The organism is Streptomyces sp. NPDC027962 (assembly GCF_055566095.1).
This window is the reverse complement of record NZ_JBVHTA010000008.1, coordinates 225,219-242,567: the sequence shown is the minus strand read 5'-3', so window position 1 is coordinate 242,567 and position 17,349 is coordinate 225,219. Positions and strand designations below refer to the sequence as shown.

Here is a 17,349-nt window from a genome sequence, read left to right as displayed (position 1 = left end):
AAGAAGCCCCCCCCTCCCCCCCCTCGATCCCCCCTCGCCCCCCCCCCTCTCCCCCCCCCCCCCCCCCCCCCCCCCCCCCCCCCTTCCCCCCCCCCCCCCGGGGCGCGGGGGCGAGCGGCCGCGGGAACGGGGTCGACGCGGCGCGAGGCAGGACAGGCGGCCGCGGGGAACGGGTCGACGCGGCGCGGGGAGCGGCGGTGTCAGATCACGGCGCCGATGAGCGTGCCCAGGCCGTAGGTGAGCGCGGCCGCCGCGCCACCGAGGGCCAGCTGGCGCACGCCGCTGAACCACCAGCTGCGCGCAGTGACCTTCGCCACCAGGGCACCGCAGGCGAACAGCCCGAGCAGGGCGAGCAGCACGGCGGGCAACAGCGCGCTCGCACCAAGCAGATACGGCAGCACCGGCACCAGTGCGCCGAGCGCGAACGCACCGAAGGACGAGACCGCGGCTACGAGCGGCGACGGCAGGTCGTCGGGGTCGATGCCCAGTTCCTCACGGGCGTGGATCTCCAGCGCCTGCTCCGGATCCTTCGACAGCTGCATCGCCACCGCGCGGGCGAGCGGGGGCTCCACGCCCCGAGCGACGTACAGCGCCGCCAGCTCCTCCATCTCGTCGACGGGGTGCTTGCGCAGCTCGCGGCGCTCCACGGCCAGTTCGGCCTCGACCAGCTCGCGCTGGGAGGCCACGGAGGTGTACTCCCCCGCGGCCATGGAGAACGCGCCCGCGGCGAGACCGGCCAAGCCGGTGATGACGATCGTCTGCTGCGAGACCGCGCCGCCCGCCACGCCTGTCATCAGCGCGAGGTTGGAGACCAGGCCGTCCATCGCCCCGAACACCGCGGGACGCAGCCAGCCGCCGTTCACATCGCGGTGCGTGTGATTGTCGCGGTGCGCCTCGTGCAGTGCGGCTTCGGTTTCGATGATGGACACAGCTCTCCCCTTGCTCCAGTAGCGGCCCTATCGGCCGCACTCCCCTCGACACCCTCGAAGATACGCGCGATGTAAGGGGCATACCAGCAAGGCAGGCTTTACTTACCTGGGCCGCCAAGGGGCTGCGCTGGATCGGGTCGGGGCGCAAGCCGGGGGCGGTGGAGACAGGTGCGCGCGGGTGAGAGAAACGTTTCTTGGACTCGGCAGGGGCGGCACGTGGCACAGATCCGGGAGCAAGGCTCGCGCGCGCGAAGGGGACCCGCATGGAAGTGCCGACCGCATCCGGTTCCGGTTCCGTCGCGGCGCTGCTCGACCGGGCCCGCGGAGCGCTCCTCGGCCTCGCGGTCGGCGACGCGCTCGGCGCTCCCGCCGAGAACATGCGGCCCTCCGAGATCCGCCGCCGCTGGGGCCGCATCGAGGGCTTCGTGAGCGACGACCCCGCGGGCACGGACGACACCGAATACGCCATCTTCTCGGGCCTGCTGCTCGCCCGGCACGGCTCCGCGCTCACGGTCGCGCACGTCGAGTCGGCGTGGCACCAGTGGATCGCCGACCTGGACGAAGGCCCCTTCCGGGGCGCGGGCTTCAGTGAACGCGGCACTCTGGAGAACCTGCGCCGGGGGCTCGCCGCCCCGATCTCCGCCCAGCACCGGCACGCGTGGAGCGACGGGCTGGCGATGCGGGCGGCCCCGTTCGGCGTCTTCGCGGCCGGGCAGCCCGCGGAAGCGGCACGCCTCGTGACCATCGACGGCAGCGTCAGCCACGACGGCGAGGGGATCTACGGCGGACAGGCCGTCGCGGCCGGTGTCGCGGCGGCCATGGGCGGCGCGGGCCCGGCGGGGGTGATCGGCGCGGCGCTGTCCGTGGTCCCGATGGACTCCTGGACCGCACGCTCCATGCGCCGCGCGGTCGTCGCCGCGGGGCGTAACCACCCGGACACCCTGTCCATGGAACGGGCCGTCCGCTCCGCGGTCGTCATCGGCGGCTACCCGTGGACGGACCTGGCACCGGAGGCGGTCGGCCTCGCGTTCGGCGCCTTCGCCGCCGCCCGCGGGGACTTCCGTACGTCGGTACTGACAGCGGTCAACATGGGCCGCGACGCGGACACCACCGCGGCGGTCGCGGGGGCGCTCGCCGGATCGGTGGCCGGATCGGGCGCGATCCCGGAGGAGTGGGCCTCGGCCATCGGCCCGGTCCGCGGCAGCTGCCTGCCGTCGATGCGCGGTTATCACGTCCTGGACATCGCGGAACTCCTGACCCCAGACGACGACCTGGACCTGGCGTCATGACCGGCCCCGCCCACGGGACGCCACCCTCCGCCGGCGAACCGACGGACGCCACGGCCGCACACCACGGCTCGCTGCACGCCACGCCGCGCGCGGAAACGAACCACACCGTCGGCACCCTGGGCGCGGACCTGCCTGCCCACGGACCGAACGCGGAGGTCGCCGGCGCGCACCCCACGGCACGGCCGGTTTCCGTCCCGGGGGGCGTGAGGGGGGTGTGGGGCAGGGGTGTCGGCCACGCCACCTCCGGCGGGGGTGCGGGGGCGGGGGGCGGGCGCGTCGGCTGTCCGGGGACGGCCGCGGGTGCAGCAGTCGCCGACTCGGGCAGCGCGGACGGCGGCATCGGCTCGGGCAGCGGGGACGGCCGCAGCGGCTCGGGCAGCCGGCCCGGAGGCGCCAACTCAGGCAGCGGACGCCGAGGCGCCGGCGAACCAGCGACGAGCGCGGCAGGCTCTGGCGACGGCAACGGGGGCTCCGATGCCACGAGGGTGGCAGGCACGGGCAGCGGGGACGGGGCGGTAGGCGATGCCCTCTCGGGCGGAGTGGGCATCGGCGGTGATCCAGGGAGGCGCGCGGGCGCGGCCGTCGCCCGCTCGGGCGGCGCCTGCTGCGGCGACCCGTGGTCCACGGACCCGGAAGGAACGGGCGTCGCGAGCGCGGCCCGCGCCGGGGGCGGGGGCGGAGGCGTCGATGCCCCGGGAGCGGCAGGCACGGGCAGCGGGGACGGCCGGATCGGCGGTCCATGCACGGGCGACGGGGGCGGCGGCGACGTCGGCAGTGCAGTCGTTGTCGGCCCGGGCCGCGTACGCTCCGGCGTCGTGTCGTCCACGGACAAGGAAGGAACGGGCCTCGCGAACGCGGCCCGCGCAGGCGTCGGCGGCGGAGGCGCGGACGACAGCGGGGCAGTCCCGGCCTTCGGGGACTCGGGCGGGCCCGTAGGACCGAACGGTGGCGCTCGCGGCGGGCATGGGCCGGTCGCAGCGGCGGCCCCCGCCGAGCGGCGCGTGATCCGGGCCCCGAGTGCGCCCGTCGCACGCTCGGACCCCAAGGCCCACGGCCCGTCTACGGCGCGCGGCGGAGCCGAGGGCACGCGCCGGAGCACGGCGTACGGCGAAGGGCGCCGGTCCGTCGAAGGGCTCCTGCTCGGACTCGCCGCCGGCGACGCCGCCGGGTGGCCGGCAGCCCGCCATCGCGCCGCCCGGATGCCGGAATGGACCCGGCGCCTCACCCGTGAGCTCGACACGTTCGCCGAGCAGAACGCCACGACCACGCTCCCCGTGCCCATCGCCCTCAACCAGCCGCCCGAGCCGCTGCGGCTCGGACCCTCCGACGACGCCGAATGGGCCGCGTTCTCCGCCGGGACCGTGCTCACCGCAGCCGGGCCGCTGTTCAGCACACTCGACCCCTCCCGCCGGATGCGCGCCGCCATCGACCTGGCCTGGAACTCCCTCGCCGGCCAGGTCGCCGCAGCGGCCGAGTGCGCTCCCGAGGTCGAGTCCGCCGTACTCCCCCTGCGCGCCCGTATCTCCGTACGTGCCGGGCTCGGCAATCTGGCCACCGGCCTGCGCCCGCCGGCGACGGGTCACGACAACCCGCACTACTTCGACGACGCCGCCTGTGTACGGGCCGTCGTCCTCGCCGTGGTCCATCCGCGCGACCCGGCCGGTGCCGCAGCGCTCGCGGAGTTCGACGCCCGGTACACGCAGGACGGCGACGGGGTCCACGGGGCGCGCGCCATGGCGGCCGCCGTGGCCGCGGCACTCGGCGGCGCGGGCGTCGACGACGCCGTCGACGCGGCGCTCGCCGAACTTCCCGAGAAGACCGAGATCGGCCGCAACGCCCGCCACGCGGTCGAGCTCGCCCGCGCCGCGAGTGGCGCGTTCGAACTCGTACCGCTGCTCGAGCACCAGATCGTCGACCACGTCTACAGCTACGGCATTGCCGCCGCCGAGACCGTGCCCGTCGCGCTCGCCGTCGCCACCGCCGCGCGCGGCCGGGTCGCTGAGGCCGTACCCGCGGCCGTCTGCCTCTCGCGTGTCGCGGATTCGGCCCCGGCCCTCGCCGGTGCGCTGACCGGGGCGCTCGGCGGGGGCGCGTCCGTGCCGGCCAGCTGGCGGGACGCCTGCCGCACGCTGGCGGGCTGCGCACTGCCGCGCCTCGCCGGGACGGATCTCGTGGAACTCGCCGCGCTGCTGGAATCCGTGCTCCGGCCCGGCGGGCGGTCGCAGGAGGCGTTGCCGCCCGCCGGGTAGCCGAAACCCGGCGCGAGGTCCGCCGCGTGCGACCGCCCCCGGTGGACAATTCCGGCATGACGACGACTACGGCGGCGACGAAGACGGCCGCAGCAGCGGCGACACACACCCTCCCCCTCGACGACCGCATCACCGGCAGCCTCGTCGGAGCGGCTGTCGGCGACGCGCTCGGCGGCCCCGTCGAGGGCTACACCCCCGACCAGATCGTGGAGCGGCACGGCGGCCGCGTCACCGGCATCGTCGGCCCCTGGCACGGGGAGGACTGGCGCACCGCCAGGCCCATCGCCCCGTATCACAAGGGCGACGGGCACATCACCGACGACACCCTTATGACCCACGCGCTGATCGGCGTATACGCCACGGTCCGCGACCACTTGGACGCGTACGCCGTCGCCGACCACCTCGTTCCCGACCTCATCACCAACCCCCGCTGGATTCCGGAACTCGAAGCCGAGGCCATTCCACTGCAGCGGCTCTTCCTCGCCGAGAAGTGGCTCGTCGCCCGCCTGCACTACGGGCACCACGACCCGCGTGAGGCGGGCGCGGGCAACATCGTCAACTGCGGTGCGGCGATGTACATGGCACCGGTGGGCCTGGTCAACGCGGCGAACCCGGCCGCCGCCTACGCCGAGGCCGTCGACATCGCGGGTGCGCACCAGTCGTCGTACGGGCGGGAGGCGGCCGGGGTGTTCGCGGCGGCGGTCGCGGCGGCCTGCCTGCCGGACGCGACGCCCACGTCGGTCGTCGAGACGGCGACGGCCCTGGCCAAGGACGGCACGCAGGCAGCGATCGAATCGGTGGCGGAAGCGGCTGTCCAGCACACGGACTTCGAGTCAGCGCTCGTTCCGCTGCGGGCGGCCGTCGCGCCCTTCGACACCGTCGGCCCGGACTACCGGACGCCCTCGCTGGGAGCGCGCCGCCCCTCCCGTCTCCACTCCATCGAGGAACTGCCCATCGCGCTCGGCATGCTGCTGGTCAACGACGGCGACTACCGCCGTACGGTCCTGTCCGCGGTCAACTACGGCCGTGACTGCGACTCGACCGCGACGATGGCCGGGGCGATCGCGGGCGCGCTGCACGGCGAGTCGACGGTACCGCGGGAATGGGCGGAGCGGGTCGCGGAGGCGAGCCGGGTCGACCTGCACGCCCCCGCGGCCGAACTGGCCGCGGTCACCCACGAGATCTACGCCCGCGACACGGAGCGCCGCCGGGCCCACGAGAGCGCGTTCGCCTGCCTGACGGGGACGGCACGATGAGCGAGGCACTGCGCCTGACCTGGGTCCAGCCGGAGGATCTGATCGGTCATGAACTGCGCCAGGCGGAGGAGGACGGGCGCGACGGGTCGCACATTTGCGACCGCTGGCTGTCCGCGGGCGGGGCACTGGCGCCGGAACGGGGGGGCGCGTCCGCCGAACCGGCGCGGCCGGCGCTCCGGGCACTGGCGGAGGAGCTGCTCGCCGAACTGGCGTCCCTGCCGTCCCCGTTGGCTCCCGACGAGCCCACCACCCTGCCCACCATCAGAACCCGCTGCCCGGCCTGGCCGCCGCCCGGTTCGCCCACGACGGGCGCTGCGGCCAGTACGGCGCCACCGGAAGCCGACGCGGGGGGCGGCGGCACGGTAACGGCAGGCGCGCCGGAAGCCGACGCAGAGGGCGGCCCCGCACCGGCAGGCACGCCCCGTGCCGCGCTCCCGGGCCGGCCGGCCGCCGCGGGCGTGGACCGTGGCGGAGCCCTCCACTCGGCGGAGCCGCGCATCAGCGCCGGTCCACGGCATGGGCCGGGGGAGCGGAACCCCGTCCCGGCACCCGGCCGAGGACGGTGGCCCGGACCCCGGCGGACGCTCGGCCCCGCTCTGCACGCCGCGTGGCTCGGGCGGGCAGCGGGGTGCCTGCTCGGCAAGCCCGTCGAGAAGCTGCCCCTGCACGCCATCAGAGGCCTCGCACGCGCCACCGGCAACTGGCCGCTCTCCACCTGGTTCACTGCCAAGGGCCTGCCAGAGGAGCTCGCCCGCGCGCACCCCTGGAACCGTCGCAGCGCCCCCACCTCGCTCGCCGAGAACATCGACGGCATGCCGGAGGACGACGACCTCAACTACCCGCTGCTGGGTCTCCTGCTCCTGCAGCGACACGGCCGGAGTTTCACCACCGCGGATGTCGCCCGGTTGTGGCTGGACGAGCTTCCGGCCGGGCGTACCTTCACCGCCGAGCGCGTTGCGTACCGCAATCTGCTCTCCGGCATCGAGCCTCCGCTCACCGCCGCCCACCGCAACCCGTTCCGGGAGTGGATCGGCGGCGCCATCCGCGCCGACATGCACGGGTGGACCAATCCCGGCGACCCCGCGGCCGCTGCCGCACAAGCCTACCGGGACGCGGCGCTCACCCACACCGCGAACGGCCTCTACGGCGCGATGTTCGTCGCCGCCGCGATCGCCGCCGCGGCCGGCGGTGACGCAGATGTGCACGAGGCGATCGCCGCCGGTCTCGCCGTCGTCCCGCCCCGCTCCCGCCTGGCGCACGCCGCGCGCTTCGGTGTCGAAACGGCCCGCGACCACACCGACTTCACCGACGCCGTCGACCGCATCCACTCCCGCTACGGCGCCTACCACTGGGTCCATGTCATCCCCAACACCGCGCTGCTCGTCGCCGCCCTCACCCACGCCGACGGCGACTTCACCGGCTCCATCTGCCGCGCCGTCTCCGGCGGGCTGGACACCGACTCGAACGGTGCGACGGCCGGGTCGCTCGCGGGCCTGCTCACCGGGCGTCCCGACGCTCTCCCCGACCGCTGGACCGTGCCGCTCAAGAACCGGCTCGCGACGTCCGTGGCCGGTTTCGACGGCGTCGGTTTCGACACCCTCGCCCACCTCACCCTCAAGGAGGCCCTCCGCCCATGACCGGCATCGTGGTGCTCGGCAGCACCAACATGGACCTCGTCGCCTTCGTCGCGCACGCGCCGAAGCGCGGGGAGACCGTCACGGGGCGTGAGTTCCGTACGATCCCCGGCGGCAAGGGCGCCAACCAGGCGGTCGCCGCCGCCCGCGCCGGCGGTCAGGTCGCGATGATCGGCGCGGTCGGCTCGGACGCGTTCGGCGCGCAGTTGCGCCACACACTCGAGTCCTCCGGCGTCGACACGGACCTGCTCCGTACGGCCGAGGGCCCTTCCGGCACGGCCCATGTCGTCGTCGACGACGAGGGCGGCAACGCCATCGTCGTGATCCCCGGCGCCAACGGCACCGTCACCGCCCTCGCCCCCGGCGAGGAGGCCCTCATCGCCACCGGCGACACCCTGCTTCTCCAGCTCGAACTCCCCCTGAGTGCCGTGCTCGACGGTGCCGAGGCCGCCCGCCGGCACGGGGTGCGGACCGTCCTCACGCCTGCCCCGGCGCAGCCGCTGCCGCCCGAACTTCTCGCCGCCACCGACCTGCTGGTCCCCAACGAGCATGAGGCCGCCACCCTCACCGGCATCGCCGACCCGCGCTCCGCGGCACAGGCGCTGCTGCGCCAGGTCCCGGAGGTGGTGATCACTCTCGGCGCCGCCGGCTGTCTGCACGCCGCGCGCGGCACTGAGCCGTTCACCGTCTCCGCCCCTGCCGTGACCGCCGTGGACACGACCGCGGCGGGTGACACCTTCGTCGGGGCACTGGCCGTCGCCCTCGGTGAGAAGAAGACGGTCCCCCAGGCCCTCACCTGGGCGTGCACGGCCGCTGCCCTGTCCGTTCAGCGTCCGGGAGCGTCGTCGTCCATGCCGTACCGCCAAGAGATCGACGGCGCCTCATGAGCCGGGCGCCCGAACCGACACCGTCCCCTGCCCCTGCCCCTGCCCCTGCCCCTGCCCCTGCCGACTCTGCCCCTGCCCCTGCCGACTCTGCCCCGCTTCCCCTGCACGGCCTGCGTGTCCTGGATCTCGCGACCCTGTTCGCCGGTCCGCTGTGCGCGACGATGCTCGGCGACTTCGGCGCCGAGGTCATCAAGGTCGAGCACCCCACCCGCCCCGACCCCTCCCGGGGCCACGGCCCCGCCAAGAACGGGGTCGGTCTGTGGTGGAAGGTCCTCGGCCGCAACAAACGGAACATCACCCTCGACCTGTCGACGCGCGGCGGCCGGGGGACACTTCTCCGTCTCGCCACGACCGCCGACGTAGTCGTCGAGAACTTCCGTCCCGGCACCCTCGAGAAATGGAACCTCGGCTGGGACGAACTCAGCGAAGCCAACCCACGGCTCGTCCTCACCCGCGTCACCGGCTTCGGACAGTTCGGCCCGTACTCCCACCGGCCCGGCTTCGGCACCCTCGCCGAGGCGATGAGCGGATTCGCCGCGACCACCGGAGAGCCGGAAGGTCCGCCCACCCTGCCCCCGTTCGGTCTGGCCGACTCCATCGCGGCACTCGCCACGTCCTACGCCGTCATGACCGCACTCGCTGCCCGTTCCACCACCGGCCGCGGTCAGGTCGTCGACATGGCGATCATCGAGCCGATCCTGGCCGTACTCGGGCCGCAGACGCTGTGGTACGACCAGCTCGGCTACGTCCAGCCCCGCACCGGCAACCGCTCACTCAACAACGCCCCGCGCAACATCTACCGCACGGCGGACGGCAGTTGGCTGGCTGTCTCCACCTCCGCCCAGTCCGTCGCCGAACGCGTCATGCATCTGGTGGGCCGGCCGGAATTCGTGGACGAGCCCTGGTTCGCCAGCGGCAGCGGACGTGCCGAGCACGCCGACGTGCTCGACGACGCCGTGGGCCGCTGGATCGCACGCCAGACCCGCGACGACGCGATGGCCGCCTTCGAGAAGGCCGAGGCCGCGATCGCCCCCGTCTACGACATCCGCGACGTCGTCAACGACCCCCAGTACCAGGCGCTGGGCACCATCACCGAGGTCCCGGACCCGGAACTCGGGCCGCTGCGTATGCAGAACGTCCTCTTCCGGCTGTCGGAGACACCCGGCGCCATCCGCTGGGCCGGCCGCCCGCACGGCGCCGACACCGAGGAAGTCCTGGCCGAACTGGGCCTGACCTCCGCCGACATCACCGCACTTCGCACCCAAGGGGCGCTATGACCATCCCTCTCACCTGGCTCTACGCCCCGGGCGACCGCCCCGAGGTCGTCCGCAAGGCCCTCGCCGCCGAGGCCGACGTCGTCATCGTCGACCTCGAGGACGCCGTCGCCCAGGGCCGCAAGCCGTACGCCCTGGACGCCACGGTGGAACTGCTCTCGTCGCCCCAGCCAGTCCCTGTCCATGTCCGCATCAACTCCCCCCATGACATCGAGGCCCTCGCCGACCTCCCGGGCCTCACTGCACTGCGTATCCCCAAGGTCGCATACGCCACTGACATTCAGCAGATCGCCGCCCGCGCACCGGGTATCCCGCTGTACGCGCTCCTCGAATCGGCGCTCGCAGTGGAACACGCGTACGCGATCGCCACCGCCCATGACGCGGTCGCCGGCATCGCACTGGGGGAGGCCGACCTCCGCGCCGACCTCGGCCTGCGCGGAGACGCCGGTCTGGACTGGCCCCGCACCCGTACGGTGATGGCCGCCCGCGCGGCCGGTCTCGCGCCACCGACGCAGTCGGTCTTCCCCGACATCGTCGACCTCGACGGCCTGTTCGCCTCCTGCTCGCACGGCCGCTCCCTCGGCTTCGTCGGCCGCGCGGCCATCCACCCGCGGCAGCTGCCCGTCATCGAGCGCGCCTACCGGCCGACGCGTGAGGAGGTGGAGGCGGCGGAGGAAATCGTGAAGGCGGCCGCGGCGGATGCGGGGGCGATGGCGCTGCCGGACGGTCGTTTCGTCGACGCGGCGGTGGTGGCGGCGGCGCAGCGGACGCTGGCGCTGGCGCGGCGCGAGGAGCTGTGACGGGGGCGGGGTCGGGGTGGCGGGGGTGGCTGCTGCCCGCCCTTACCCGAAACCGGGGCGCTACGCCCCGGACCCCCGCGCCTCAAGCGCCGGCGGGGCTGAAGTCGCCGGGCAGCTTCAGCCCGTCCGGGGGCACTCCACCAACGCCTGGCGGCGTGGGAGGTACCCCCACCCACGGCCGCCAGGCCGCAGGGGGAGATGGAGAACACCACGCGGAGCGCGGCATCGGGTCCGGCACTTGCCCCTCGCGGCGGAGCCGCACATCGGCACAGCGGGAAGGGGCGAGGTGGGGTGGGGAAAGATCAGGCCTTGCCCGGCGACTCGGCCGCATCCGCGCCCGCGTCGGACGGTTCCGGCTCGGACTGCGCCGCACCCCCGTCCGCCTCCGGGGACCCGTCCTCCTCCGTGTCACGCTTGACCGGCTTCACTGCCTCCGGGGACCCGTCGTCCTCTGTGTCACGCTTGACCGGCTTCACTGCCGCCGGCTCCACGATCTCCTCGCGGCCCGGCCGCATCCGCGACGAGATCACCATGTAGGTGACCGCCAGCAGGAAGACCGCGATAGACGTCCAGACGTTCAGGCGCAGGCCCAGCACGTGGTGCGCCTCGTCGACGCGCATGTACTCGATCCAGCCGCGGCCGACGCAGTACGACGCGACGTAGAGCGCGAACGCCCGGCCGTGGCCGAGCTTGAAGCGGCGGTCGGCCCAGATGACCAGCAGCGCGACGCCGATGCACCACAGGGACTCGTACAGGAACGTCGGGTGGTACAGGCCCGCCTCGCGGTTCGGACCCTCGCTGATCTCCAGCGCCCAGGGCAGGTCGGTCGGCTTGCCGTACAGCTCCTGGTTGAACCAGTTGCCCCAGCGGCCGATCGCCTGTGCGAAGGCGAGCCCGGGTGCGAGGGCGTCCGCCCAGGCCGGCAGCGGGATGCCGCGTCGGCGGCAGCCGATCCAGGCGCCGACCGCGCCCAGCGCGATCGCGCCCCAGATACCGAGGCCGCCTTCCCAGATCTTGAAGGCGTCGACCCAGTTCTCACCCTCGCTGAAGTACAGCTGGTAGTCGGTGATCACGTGGTAGAGCCGGCCGCCGACAAGGCCGAAGGGGACGGCCCAGACAGCGATGTCGGCCACCGTGCCGGCCTTGCCGCCCCGGGCGACCCACCGCCGGTTGCCGAACCAGACGGCTACGAAGACGCCGATGATGATGCAGAACGCATAGCCGCGCAGCGGGAGCGGTCCGAGATGGATCACTCCGGTCGAGGGGCTGGGAATGTAGGCGATGTCCATGGCAGGACCGACGCTACCTTGCCGGGTGGGACGTACGGCAACCCACCCGGCAACGTATGGGTAACGAGCCGTGGCACGAGGCGGGGGCGGACCGGACCGGGCGAGGCCCACGCCGCCGTCGCCCCGAGCGGCCCGCCCTCGGTCACGAGGCCGCGGGGCTCGCGCTCTTGTCACCGCCGGGAGGCGCGGGGCGCTCGGTGCCCGGCTCCTTGCCCTTGTTGGCCTCCTTGACCCACTTCTTGAAGTTGGGGACGGAGATCTGCTCCTTGCCCTTCGTCGGGAAGATCGACTCGCCGTTGAGCAGCACGGTCGGGGTGCCGCTGAAGCCGCCGCTCTGGAAGGCCTCGTTCGACTTGTCGACCCAGCCCTCGTGCTTGCCCTCCTTCACACAACTACGGAAGGCGGGCGTGTCGAGTCCTTCGACCTTGCCCGCGAGCTCGATCAGCTTGCCGGTGTCGGCGAAGGCGTCGTCCGTCTCCGGCGGCTGGTTCATGTAGAGGACGTCGTGGTACTCGGCGAACTTGCCCGCGTCCTGCGCGCACGCGGCAGCGTTCGCCGCGCGGCGGGAGCCGTTGCCGCCCATGTTCCCGTCGATGATCGAGGCGAGGTGGTACTCGACCTTGATCTGGCCGGTCCGCTCCAGCTCGTGGATCGTGTCCCGCAGAGCGTTCTCGAACGAGGCGCATGCGGGGCAGCGGAAGTCCTCCCACACCGTGAGGGTGGAGGGCGCGTCGCTCGCGCCGACCGGGATCGCGAGCTGTTCCTCGCCCTGGGCGCCGCTCGGCACGAGGAGCGGCCCGGCCTCCGTGCCGCCGCCGTCGTCCTTGCCGCTGTTCGCGGCCACCAGGCCGGCCACGGCGGCCAGCCCGAGCACACCCACGACGGCCGACGCCACGATCAGGGTCCGGCGACGCTTCTCGCGTGCCTTCTCCCGCGCCCGTTCCTGCTGGAGTCGCTCGCGGGCGACCCGCTTTCGCTCTTGGTTCTCGCTCACACCCCGCAAACGAACCGGGGAGGCGTGTGCACGCCTCCCCGGTCCCTGATCCACCCGTACGAGCTACGGATTCCTGCGCACGCCCCGGGCCAGTTCGCCCGTCAGTTCCCGTACGGCCGTCACGGCCGCGGCGTCGTCCGGCGCGTCGAGCATCCGCTTGACGAACGCCGATCCGACGATCACACCGTCGGCGAATGCGGCGACCTCCGCGGCCTGCTCGGGGTTGGACACCCCGAGCCCCACGCACACCGGCATCTCGGTCGTGGCGCGCGTGCGGTGCACAAGGTCCTGGGCCTGCTCACCGACCGACTCGCGGGTGCCGGTGACACCCATCAGCGACGCCGCGTAGACGAAGCCCGACCCGGCCGCCGTGATCTTGGCGAGGCGGGCGTCCTGGCTGCTGGGCGCGACGACGAAGACGGTGGCGAGACCGTGCTTCTCCGCGTGCTCCCGCCACAGGCCGGCCTCCTCGACCGGCAGGTCGGGCAGGATGCACCCGGCGCCGCCCGCCTCCGCCAGCTCCGCGGTGAAGCGCTCGACGCCGTAGCGGTCGATCGGGTTCCAGTACGTCATCACCAGGACCGGCTTGCCGGTGGCCGTATGCGCCTCGCGGACCGTGCGCATCACATGGGCGATCTTGACGCCGCCGCGCAGCGCGATGTCGTCGGCGGTCTGGATGACGGGGCCGTCGAGGACGGGATCGCTGTGCGGCAGCCCCACCTCCACCACGTCGGCGCCGCCCTCGAACGCGGCCTTGACGGCCTCGATGCCCACATCGACCGTCGGGAACCCGGCCGGCAGATACGCGATGAGCGCGGCCCGGTTCTCGTTCCTCGCCGCCGCGAGCGTGTCGTTCAGCAGGTGAAGGTTGCCGCTCACTTCGCGTCCCCCTGGATCTCGGCGGCGCCGTTGTCGGCGGAGGCGTCGGCCTCGACCTGGGCGTCGGTCTCGTACAGCCCGAAGTACCGTGCGGCGGTGTCCATGTCCTTGTCACCGCGTCCGGAGAGGTTCACCAGGATCAGGCCGTCCGGGCCCAGCTCCCTGCCCACCTCGAGCGCACCGGCCAGCGCGTGTGCCGACTCGATCGCCGGGATGATGCCCTCGGTGCGCGACAGCAGGCGCAGGGCCTGCATGGCCGCGTCGTCGGTGACCGCGCGGTACTCGCCGCGGCCGGAGTCCTTGAGGTACGCGTGCTCGGGGCCGATGCCGGGGTAGTCGAGCCCGGCCGAGATCGAGTACGGCTCGGTGATCTGGCCCTCCTCGTCCTGGAGGACATAGGAACGTGAACCGTGCAGGATGCCGGGCTCGCCCGCGGTCAGCGTCGCCGCGTGCTCCCCCGTCTCCACACCGTGGCCGGCGGGCTCGCAGCCGATCAGGCGCACACCGGCGTCGGGGATGAAGGCGTGGAACAGACCGATGGCGTTGGATCCGCCGCCGACGCAGGCGACGGCCGCGTCGGGGAGCCGCCCCGCCCTCTCGAGGATCTGCCGCCTGGCCTCCACACCGATCACGCGGTGGAAGTCGCGCACCATGGCGGGGAAGGGGTGCGGTCCCGCGACCGTGCCGAAGAGGTAGTGCGTGCGGTCGACATTGGCCACCCAGTCGCGGAACGCCTCGTTGATGGCGTCCTTGAGGGTCCGGCTGCCGGATTTCACGGCGACGACCTCGGCGCCGAGCATCCTCATCCGGGCCACGTTCAGGGCCTGGCGCCGGGTGTCGATCTCACCCATGTAGATGGTGCAGTGCAGCCCGAACAGGGCGCAGGCGGTCGCGGTCGCCACGCCGTGCTGGCCGGCGCCGGTCTCCGCGATGACCCGGGTCTTGCCCATGCGCTTGGTGAGCAGCGCCTGGCCCAGAACATTGTTGATCTTGTGCGAGCCCGTGTGGTTGAGGTCCTCGCGCTTGAGGAAGACCCGGGCGCCGCCGGCGTGCTCGGCGAACCGGGCGACCTCGGTGAGGGCGCTCGGGCGGCCCGTGTAGTCGACCATGAGCTGGTTCAGCTCGGCGGCGAAGGCCGGGTCGCTCTTGGCCTTGTCGTACTCGACGGCGACCTCGTCCACGGCGGCGACGAGCGCCTCCGGGATGAACTTGCCGCCGAAGGCGCCGAAGTAGCCCTGGGCGTTGGGGACTTGACCCTCCGGGTCGGGGATGAAGTAGTCGCTCGACATGGCGACGCAGCTCCTTGTCGGGGCGGGGCCCCGGGACGTGTCGGGTGTACGGGAGCGGAGTGCGGGCGTTTGCCGCGGCGCGGGGCGTTTCCCCACCCCTCCCCTTCCCGGAACCGGGGGCTCCGCCCCCAGACCCCCCGCCTCGAAGGCCTGCGAGGCTGAAGTTGCCGGGCAACTTCAGCCCGTCCGAGGCACTCCCCCTGCGCCTGGCGGCGTGGGAGGTACCCCCACCCACGGCCGCCAGGCCGTAGGTGGAGATGGAGAAAACCGCGCGAAGCGCGGTACGGGGTCCGGGACTTGCCCTCACGCGGCGGAGCCGCGCATCGGTACAGCGGGAAGGGGCGGGGGTGGGGAAGAAACCCGCCGGGAACGGCCTAGCGGCCGACGCGCGCAGGCGCGCCGCGCCATCGCATGCCGTTGACCTGCCCCGGCTCGTCCCCTATCACGTACCGCACGCGCCGCCCGTGCACCCGCCGCGCCGGTGCCCGGCAGCCTCGCGGCCGGCAGCCTCGGGCGAGCCGTGCGTACGGGTCGCGGGGCGCTCCGGACGCCGCCGCGTGCGCGGGCGTACCCGCGAGCGGAGCGACGGGGCCCGGGAACCCGGTGCGGCGGCGGACGGCGGTCATGTCGGGCTCAGCTCCGCCCGTGCCGCAGCGCCGGGTGCGCGCCGGCGGCGACCAGGTCGGCGACGGCCGACTTGGGGTCCCGGCCGGTGACCAGGGACTCGCCGACGAGCACGGCGTCTGCCCCCGCGTTGGCGTAGGCGATCAGGTCGTGCGGGCCGCGCACGCCGGACTCGGCGATCTTGACGATGTGCGCCGGGATCTCGGGGGCGACCCGTTCGAAGGTGGAGCGGTCGACCTTGAGCGTCTTGAGGTCACGCGCGTTCACGCCGATGATCTTCGCGCCGGCGTCGACGGCCCGCTCGGCCTCTTCCTCGTCGTGCACCTCGACCAGCGGGGTCAGACCGATGGACTCGGCCCGCTCGATCAGGGAGACCAGAGCCTCCTGCTCGAGCGCGGCGACGATCAGCAGCACGAGGTCGGCGCCGTAGGCGCGCGCCTCCCACAGCTGGTACGCGGCGACGATGAAGTCCTTGCGCAGCACAGGAATGTCGACCTTGGCGCGCACGGCCTCGAGGTCGGCGAGCGATCCGCCGAAGCGGCGCTCCTCGGTCAGCACGGAGATGACGGCCGCGCCGCCCGCCTCATAGTCGGCGGCCAGCCCGGCGGGGTCGGCGATCGCGGCGAGCGCGCCCTTGGAGGGGCTGGAGCGCTTGACTTCGCAGATCACGTTGACGGCCTCGCCGCGCAGTGCGGCGACGCCGTCCTTGGCCGCAGGAGCCTTGGCGGCGCGCTCCTTGAGCTCGTCGAGGCTGACACGCGCCTGCCGCTCTGCCAGGTCGGCGCGCACACCTTCGATGATCTCGTCGAGCACACTCACGCGAGCGGCCCCCTTCCGGGACGGTGTTGATGGATCAGGATCAGCCACCTCGATGGTATCCGGAGGAGGGCCGAGGGCCCGCATCCGGTGGGCGCCTGTCCCACTACCTGGGACTTCACGGTGCCAGGGCGGAGCCGAACGGCAGGTTCCGCACCACGCTGAAGATCAGCAACAGGCCGCCCACGGCCCACCACCATCCCGTGGAGAGACCGATGCGCAGGGGCTTGCCCTGTACTGCGCGAATCAGCCACATGACCCACACGATGGTGAAGACGCCATAGCCGACGACGGCGACCGCGTTGGCTCCGAGGGCGCCGGCCAGGTCGCCGTGGATGAACGCGTGTGCGCTGCGCAGTCCGCCGCAGCCGGGGCAGAGGATGCCGGTGAAGCGCAGCAGCGGGCAGACCGGGTAGTGCCCGGGCTCGTTCGGATCGACGGTCCCGACGTACGCGAAGGCAGCGGCGACGCCGCTGATGGCGGCGAGCGGCGCGACGACCCGCCGCGCGAGCGTCGGCCGAGCCACGGCCGCCCGCCCGCCGGGCCCACCGCGCGCCGCAGCCGCTGCCGCTGCCGTGAGCCCAGGGGCCGCAGGGCCGGGCCCCATTGCCCCCCAGCCCCCCGCCTGCCCCGCGGGATCCGCAGGCGCGGGCCCGCCGGTCGGGCCGGGCAGAGCCGCCGGTACCGCCCCCGCAGCAGCAGGCCCCCGCACAGCACGGCCGTCGCAAAGCGCGGCGGCACCCTCCGGCACGGACGGGACGGCATCGGGACCGGGCGCCCCAGGGGGGCCCGTAACCCCCGACCTTCCCGCCTGCCCTGCGGGATCCGCAGGCGCGGGCCCGCCGGTCGGGCCGGGCAGAGCCGCCGGTACCGCCCCCGCAGCAGCAGGCCCCCGCACAGCACGGTCGTCGCAAAGCGCGGCGGCACCCTCCGGCACGGACGGGACGGCATCGGGACCGGGTGTCGAGGGCAGCGGAGGCGGGGTGGCGTTCACGCGGTGATTCTCCCCGTTCGACGGCAGCGGGGGGGGGGGGGGGGGGGGGGGGGGGGGGGGGGGGGGGGGGGGGGGGGGGGGGGGGGGGGGGGGGGGGGGGGGGGGGGGGGGGAGGGGAGAGAGGGAGGAGGAGCCATATACGTTAC

The 17,349-nt window shown here is 73.8% G+C and carries 15 protein-coding genes; 7 read left to right on the top strand and 8 right to left on the bottom strand.

Going from position 1 to position 17,349, the window contains the following annotated elements; genetic code table 11:
* Positions 1-200 precede the first annotated feature (200 nt).
* The gene (locus ACZ4SA_RS11080) at positions 201-929 is read right to left on the bottom strand and encodes a VIT1/CCC1 transporter family protein (protein ID WP_468272352.1); all 729 of its coding nucleotides are present in this window, start codon (positions 927-929) and stop codon (positions 201-203) included.
* Positions 930-1,192: 263 nt separating this feature from the next.
* Here ACZ4SA_RS11080 and ACZ4SA_RS11075 point away from each other — a divergent pair, with 263 nt between their 5' ends.
* The 7 genes from ACZ4SA_RS11075 (at position 1,193) to ACZ4SA_RS11045 (ending at position 10,318) form a co-directional block, all read left to right on the top strand.
* Positions 1,193-2,218 (top strand): ADP-ribosylglycohydrolase family protein, encoded by a 1,026-nt coding sequence (locus tag ACZ4SA_RS11075; protein WP_468272350.1) that lies wholly within the window; start codon positions 1,193-1,195, stop codon positions 2,216-2,218.
* Positions 2,219-3,219: 1,001 nt separating this feature from the next.
* Positions 3,220-4,467, top strand: a complete 1,248-nt coding sequence (locus ACZ4SA_RS11070) for an ADP-ribosylglycohydrolase family protein (RefSeq protein WP_468272375.1) — start codon at positions 3,220-3,222, stop codon at positions 4,465-4,467.
* 56 nt (positions 4,468-4,523) lie between these two features.
* Positions 4,524-5,723, top strand: coding sequence for an ADP-ribosylglycohydrolase family protein (locus ACZ4SA_RS11065; RefSeq protein ID WP_468272347.1), 1,200 nt, complete (start codon positions 4,524-4,526; stop codon positions 5,721-5,723).
* Entirely contained in the window at positions 5,720-7,360 is a 1,641-nt protein-coding gene (locus ACZ4SA_RS11060; RefSeq protein WP_468272345.1) for an ADP-ribosylglycohydrolase family protein, read from the top strand. Before ACZ4SA_RS11065 ends, ACZ4SA_RS11060 begins: the two co-directional genes overlap by 4 nt.
* On the top strand, positions 7,357-8,244 hold the full coding sequence (gene rbsK, locus ACZ4SA_RS11055) for a ribokinase (RefSeq protein ID WP_468272342.1): 888 nt from the start codon (positions 7,357-7,359) through the stop codon (positions 8,242-8,244). The genes ACZ4SA_RS11060 and rbsK overlap by 4 nt, the downstream gene beginning before the upstream one ends.
* Positions 8,241-9,521, top strand: a complete 1,281-nt coding sequence (locus ACZ4SA_RS11050) for a CaiB/BaiF CoA transferase family protein (protein ID WP_468272339.1) — start codon at positions 8,241-8,243, stop codon at positions 9,519-9,521. Before rbsK ends, ACZ4SA_RS11050 begins: the two co-directional genes overlap by 4 nt.
* Positions 9,518-10,318 carry an HpcH/HpaI aldolase/citrate lyase family protein gene (locus tag ACZ4SA_RS11045; protein WP_468272337.1) on the top strand — a complete coding sequence of 267 codons (801 nt, stop codon included), beginning with the start codon at positions 9,518-9,520 and terminating at the stop codon, positions 10,316-10,318. The genes ACZ4SA_RS11050 and ACZ4SA_RS11045 overlap by 4 nt, the downstream gene beginning before the upstream one ends.
* A gap of 302 nt (positions 10,319-10,620) precedes the next feature.
* Here ACZ4SA_RS11045 and lgt read toward each other — a convergent pair whose 3' ends face one another.
* From lgt to ACZ4SA_RS11010, 7 genes are all read right to left on the bottom strand, one after another.
* Complete coding sequence (lgt, locus tag ACZ4SA_RS11040) at positions 10,621-11,607, bottom strand: prolipoprotein diacylglyceryl transferase (RefSeq protein ID WP_468272335.1); 987 nt, start codon at positions 11,605-11,607, stop codon at positions 10,621-10,623.
* A 142-nt stretch (positions 11,608-11,749) separates the two neighbouring features.
* Entirely contained in the window at positions 11,750-12,601 is an 852-nt protein-coding gene (locus tag ACZ4SA_RS11035; RefSeq protein WP_468272333.1) for a DsbA family protein, read from the bottom strand.
* A 63-nt stretch (positions 12,602-12,664) separates the two neighbouring features.
* On the bottom strand, positions 12,665-13,480 hold the full coding sequence (gene trpA, locus ACZ4SA_RS11030; protein ID WP_468272330.1) for a tryptophan synthase subunit alpha: 816 nt from the start codon (positions 13,478-13,480) through the stop codon (positions 12,665-12,667).
* Entirely contained in the window at positions 13,477-14,769 is a 1,293-nt protein-coding gene (gene trpB, locus ACZ4SA_RS11025; RefSeq protein ID WP_468272328.1) for a tryptophan synthase subunit beta, read from the bottom strand. Before trpB ends, trpA begins: the two co-directional genes overlap by 4 nt.
* Positions 14,770-15,143: 374 nt before the next feature.
* Complete coding sequence (gene trpM, locus ACZ4SA_RS11020; protein WP_468272326.1) at positions 15,144-15,395, bottom strand: tryptophan biosynthesis modulator TrpM; 252 nt, start codon at positions 15,393-15,395, stop codon at positions 15,144-15,146.
* Between the two features lie 7 nt (positions 15,396-15,402).
* A complete protein-coding gene (gene trpC / locus ACZ4SA_RS11015; RefSeq protein ID WP_468272323.1) occupies positions 15,403-16,212 on the bottom strand; it encodes an indole-3-glycerol phosphate synthase TrpC in 810 nt (269 codons plus the stop codon).
* 115 nt (positions 16,213-16,327) lie between these two features.
* Positions 16,328-16,816, bottom strand: coding sequence for a DUF2752 domain-containing protein (locus ACZ4SA_RS11010; protein ID WP_468272320.1), 489 nt, complete (start codon positions 16,814-16,816; stop codon positions 16,328-16,330).
* Between the last annotated feature and the right edge of the window lie 533 nt (positions 16,817-17,349).

What these genes read in the sequence shown, in the direction of transcription:
- ACZ4SA_RS11075 (WP_468272350.1), top strand. Translation starts at nt 1,193, where the DNA reads ATGGAAGTGCCGACCGCATCCGGTTCCGGTTCCGTCGCGGCGCTGCTC.
- ACZ4SA_RS11065 (WP_468272347.1), top strand. Translation starts at nt 4,524, where the DNA reads ATGACGACGACTACGGCGGCGACGAAGACGGCCGCAGCAGCGGCGACA.
- ACZ4SA_RS11060 (WP_468272345.1), top strand. Translation starts at nt 5,720, where the DNA reads ATGAGCGAGGCACTGCGCCTGACCTGGGTCCAGCCGGAGGATCTGATC.
- rbsK (WP_468272342.1), top strand. Translation starts at nt 7,357, where the DNA reads ATGACCGGCATCGTGGTGCTCGGCAGCACCAACATGGACCTCGTCGCC.
- ACZ4SA_RS11050 (WP_468272339.1), top strand. Translation starts at nt 8,241, where the DNA reads ATGAGCCGGGCGCCCGAACCGACACCGTCCCCTGCCCCTGCCCCTGCC.
- ACZ4SA_RS11045 (WP_468272337.1), top strand. Translation starts at nt 9,518, where the DNA reads ATGACCATCCCTCTCACCTGGCTCTACGCCCCGGGCGACCGCCCCGAG.
- lgt (WP_468272335.1), bottom strand. Translation starts at nt 11,607, where the DNA reads ATGGACATCGCCTACATTCCCAGCCCCTCGACCGGAGTGATCCATCTC.
- trpB (WP_468272328.1), bottom strand. Translation starts at nt 14,769, where the DNA reads ATGTCGAGCGACTACTTCATCCCCGACCCGGAGGGTCAAGTCCCCAAC.
- trpM (WP_468272326.1), bottom strand. Translation starts at nt 15,395, where the DNA reads ATGACCGCCGTCCGCCGCCGCACCGGGTTCCCGGGCCCCGTCGCTCCG.
- ACZ4SA_RS11010 (WP_468272320.1), bottom strand. Translation starts at nt 16,816, where the DNA reads ATGGGGCCCGGCCCTGCGGCCCCTGGGCTCACGGCAGCGGCAGCGGCT.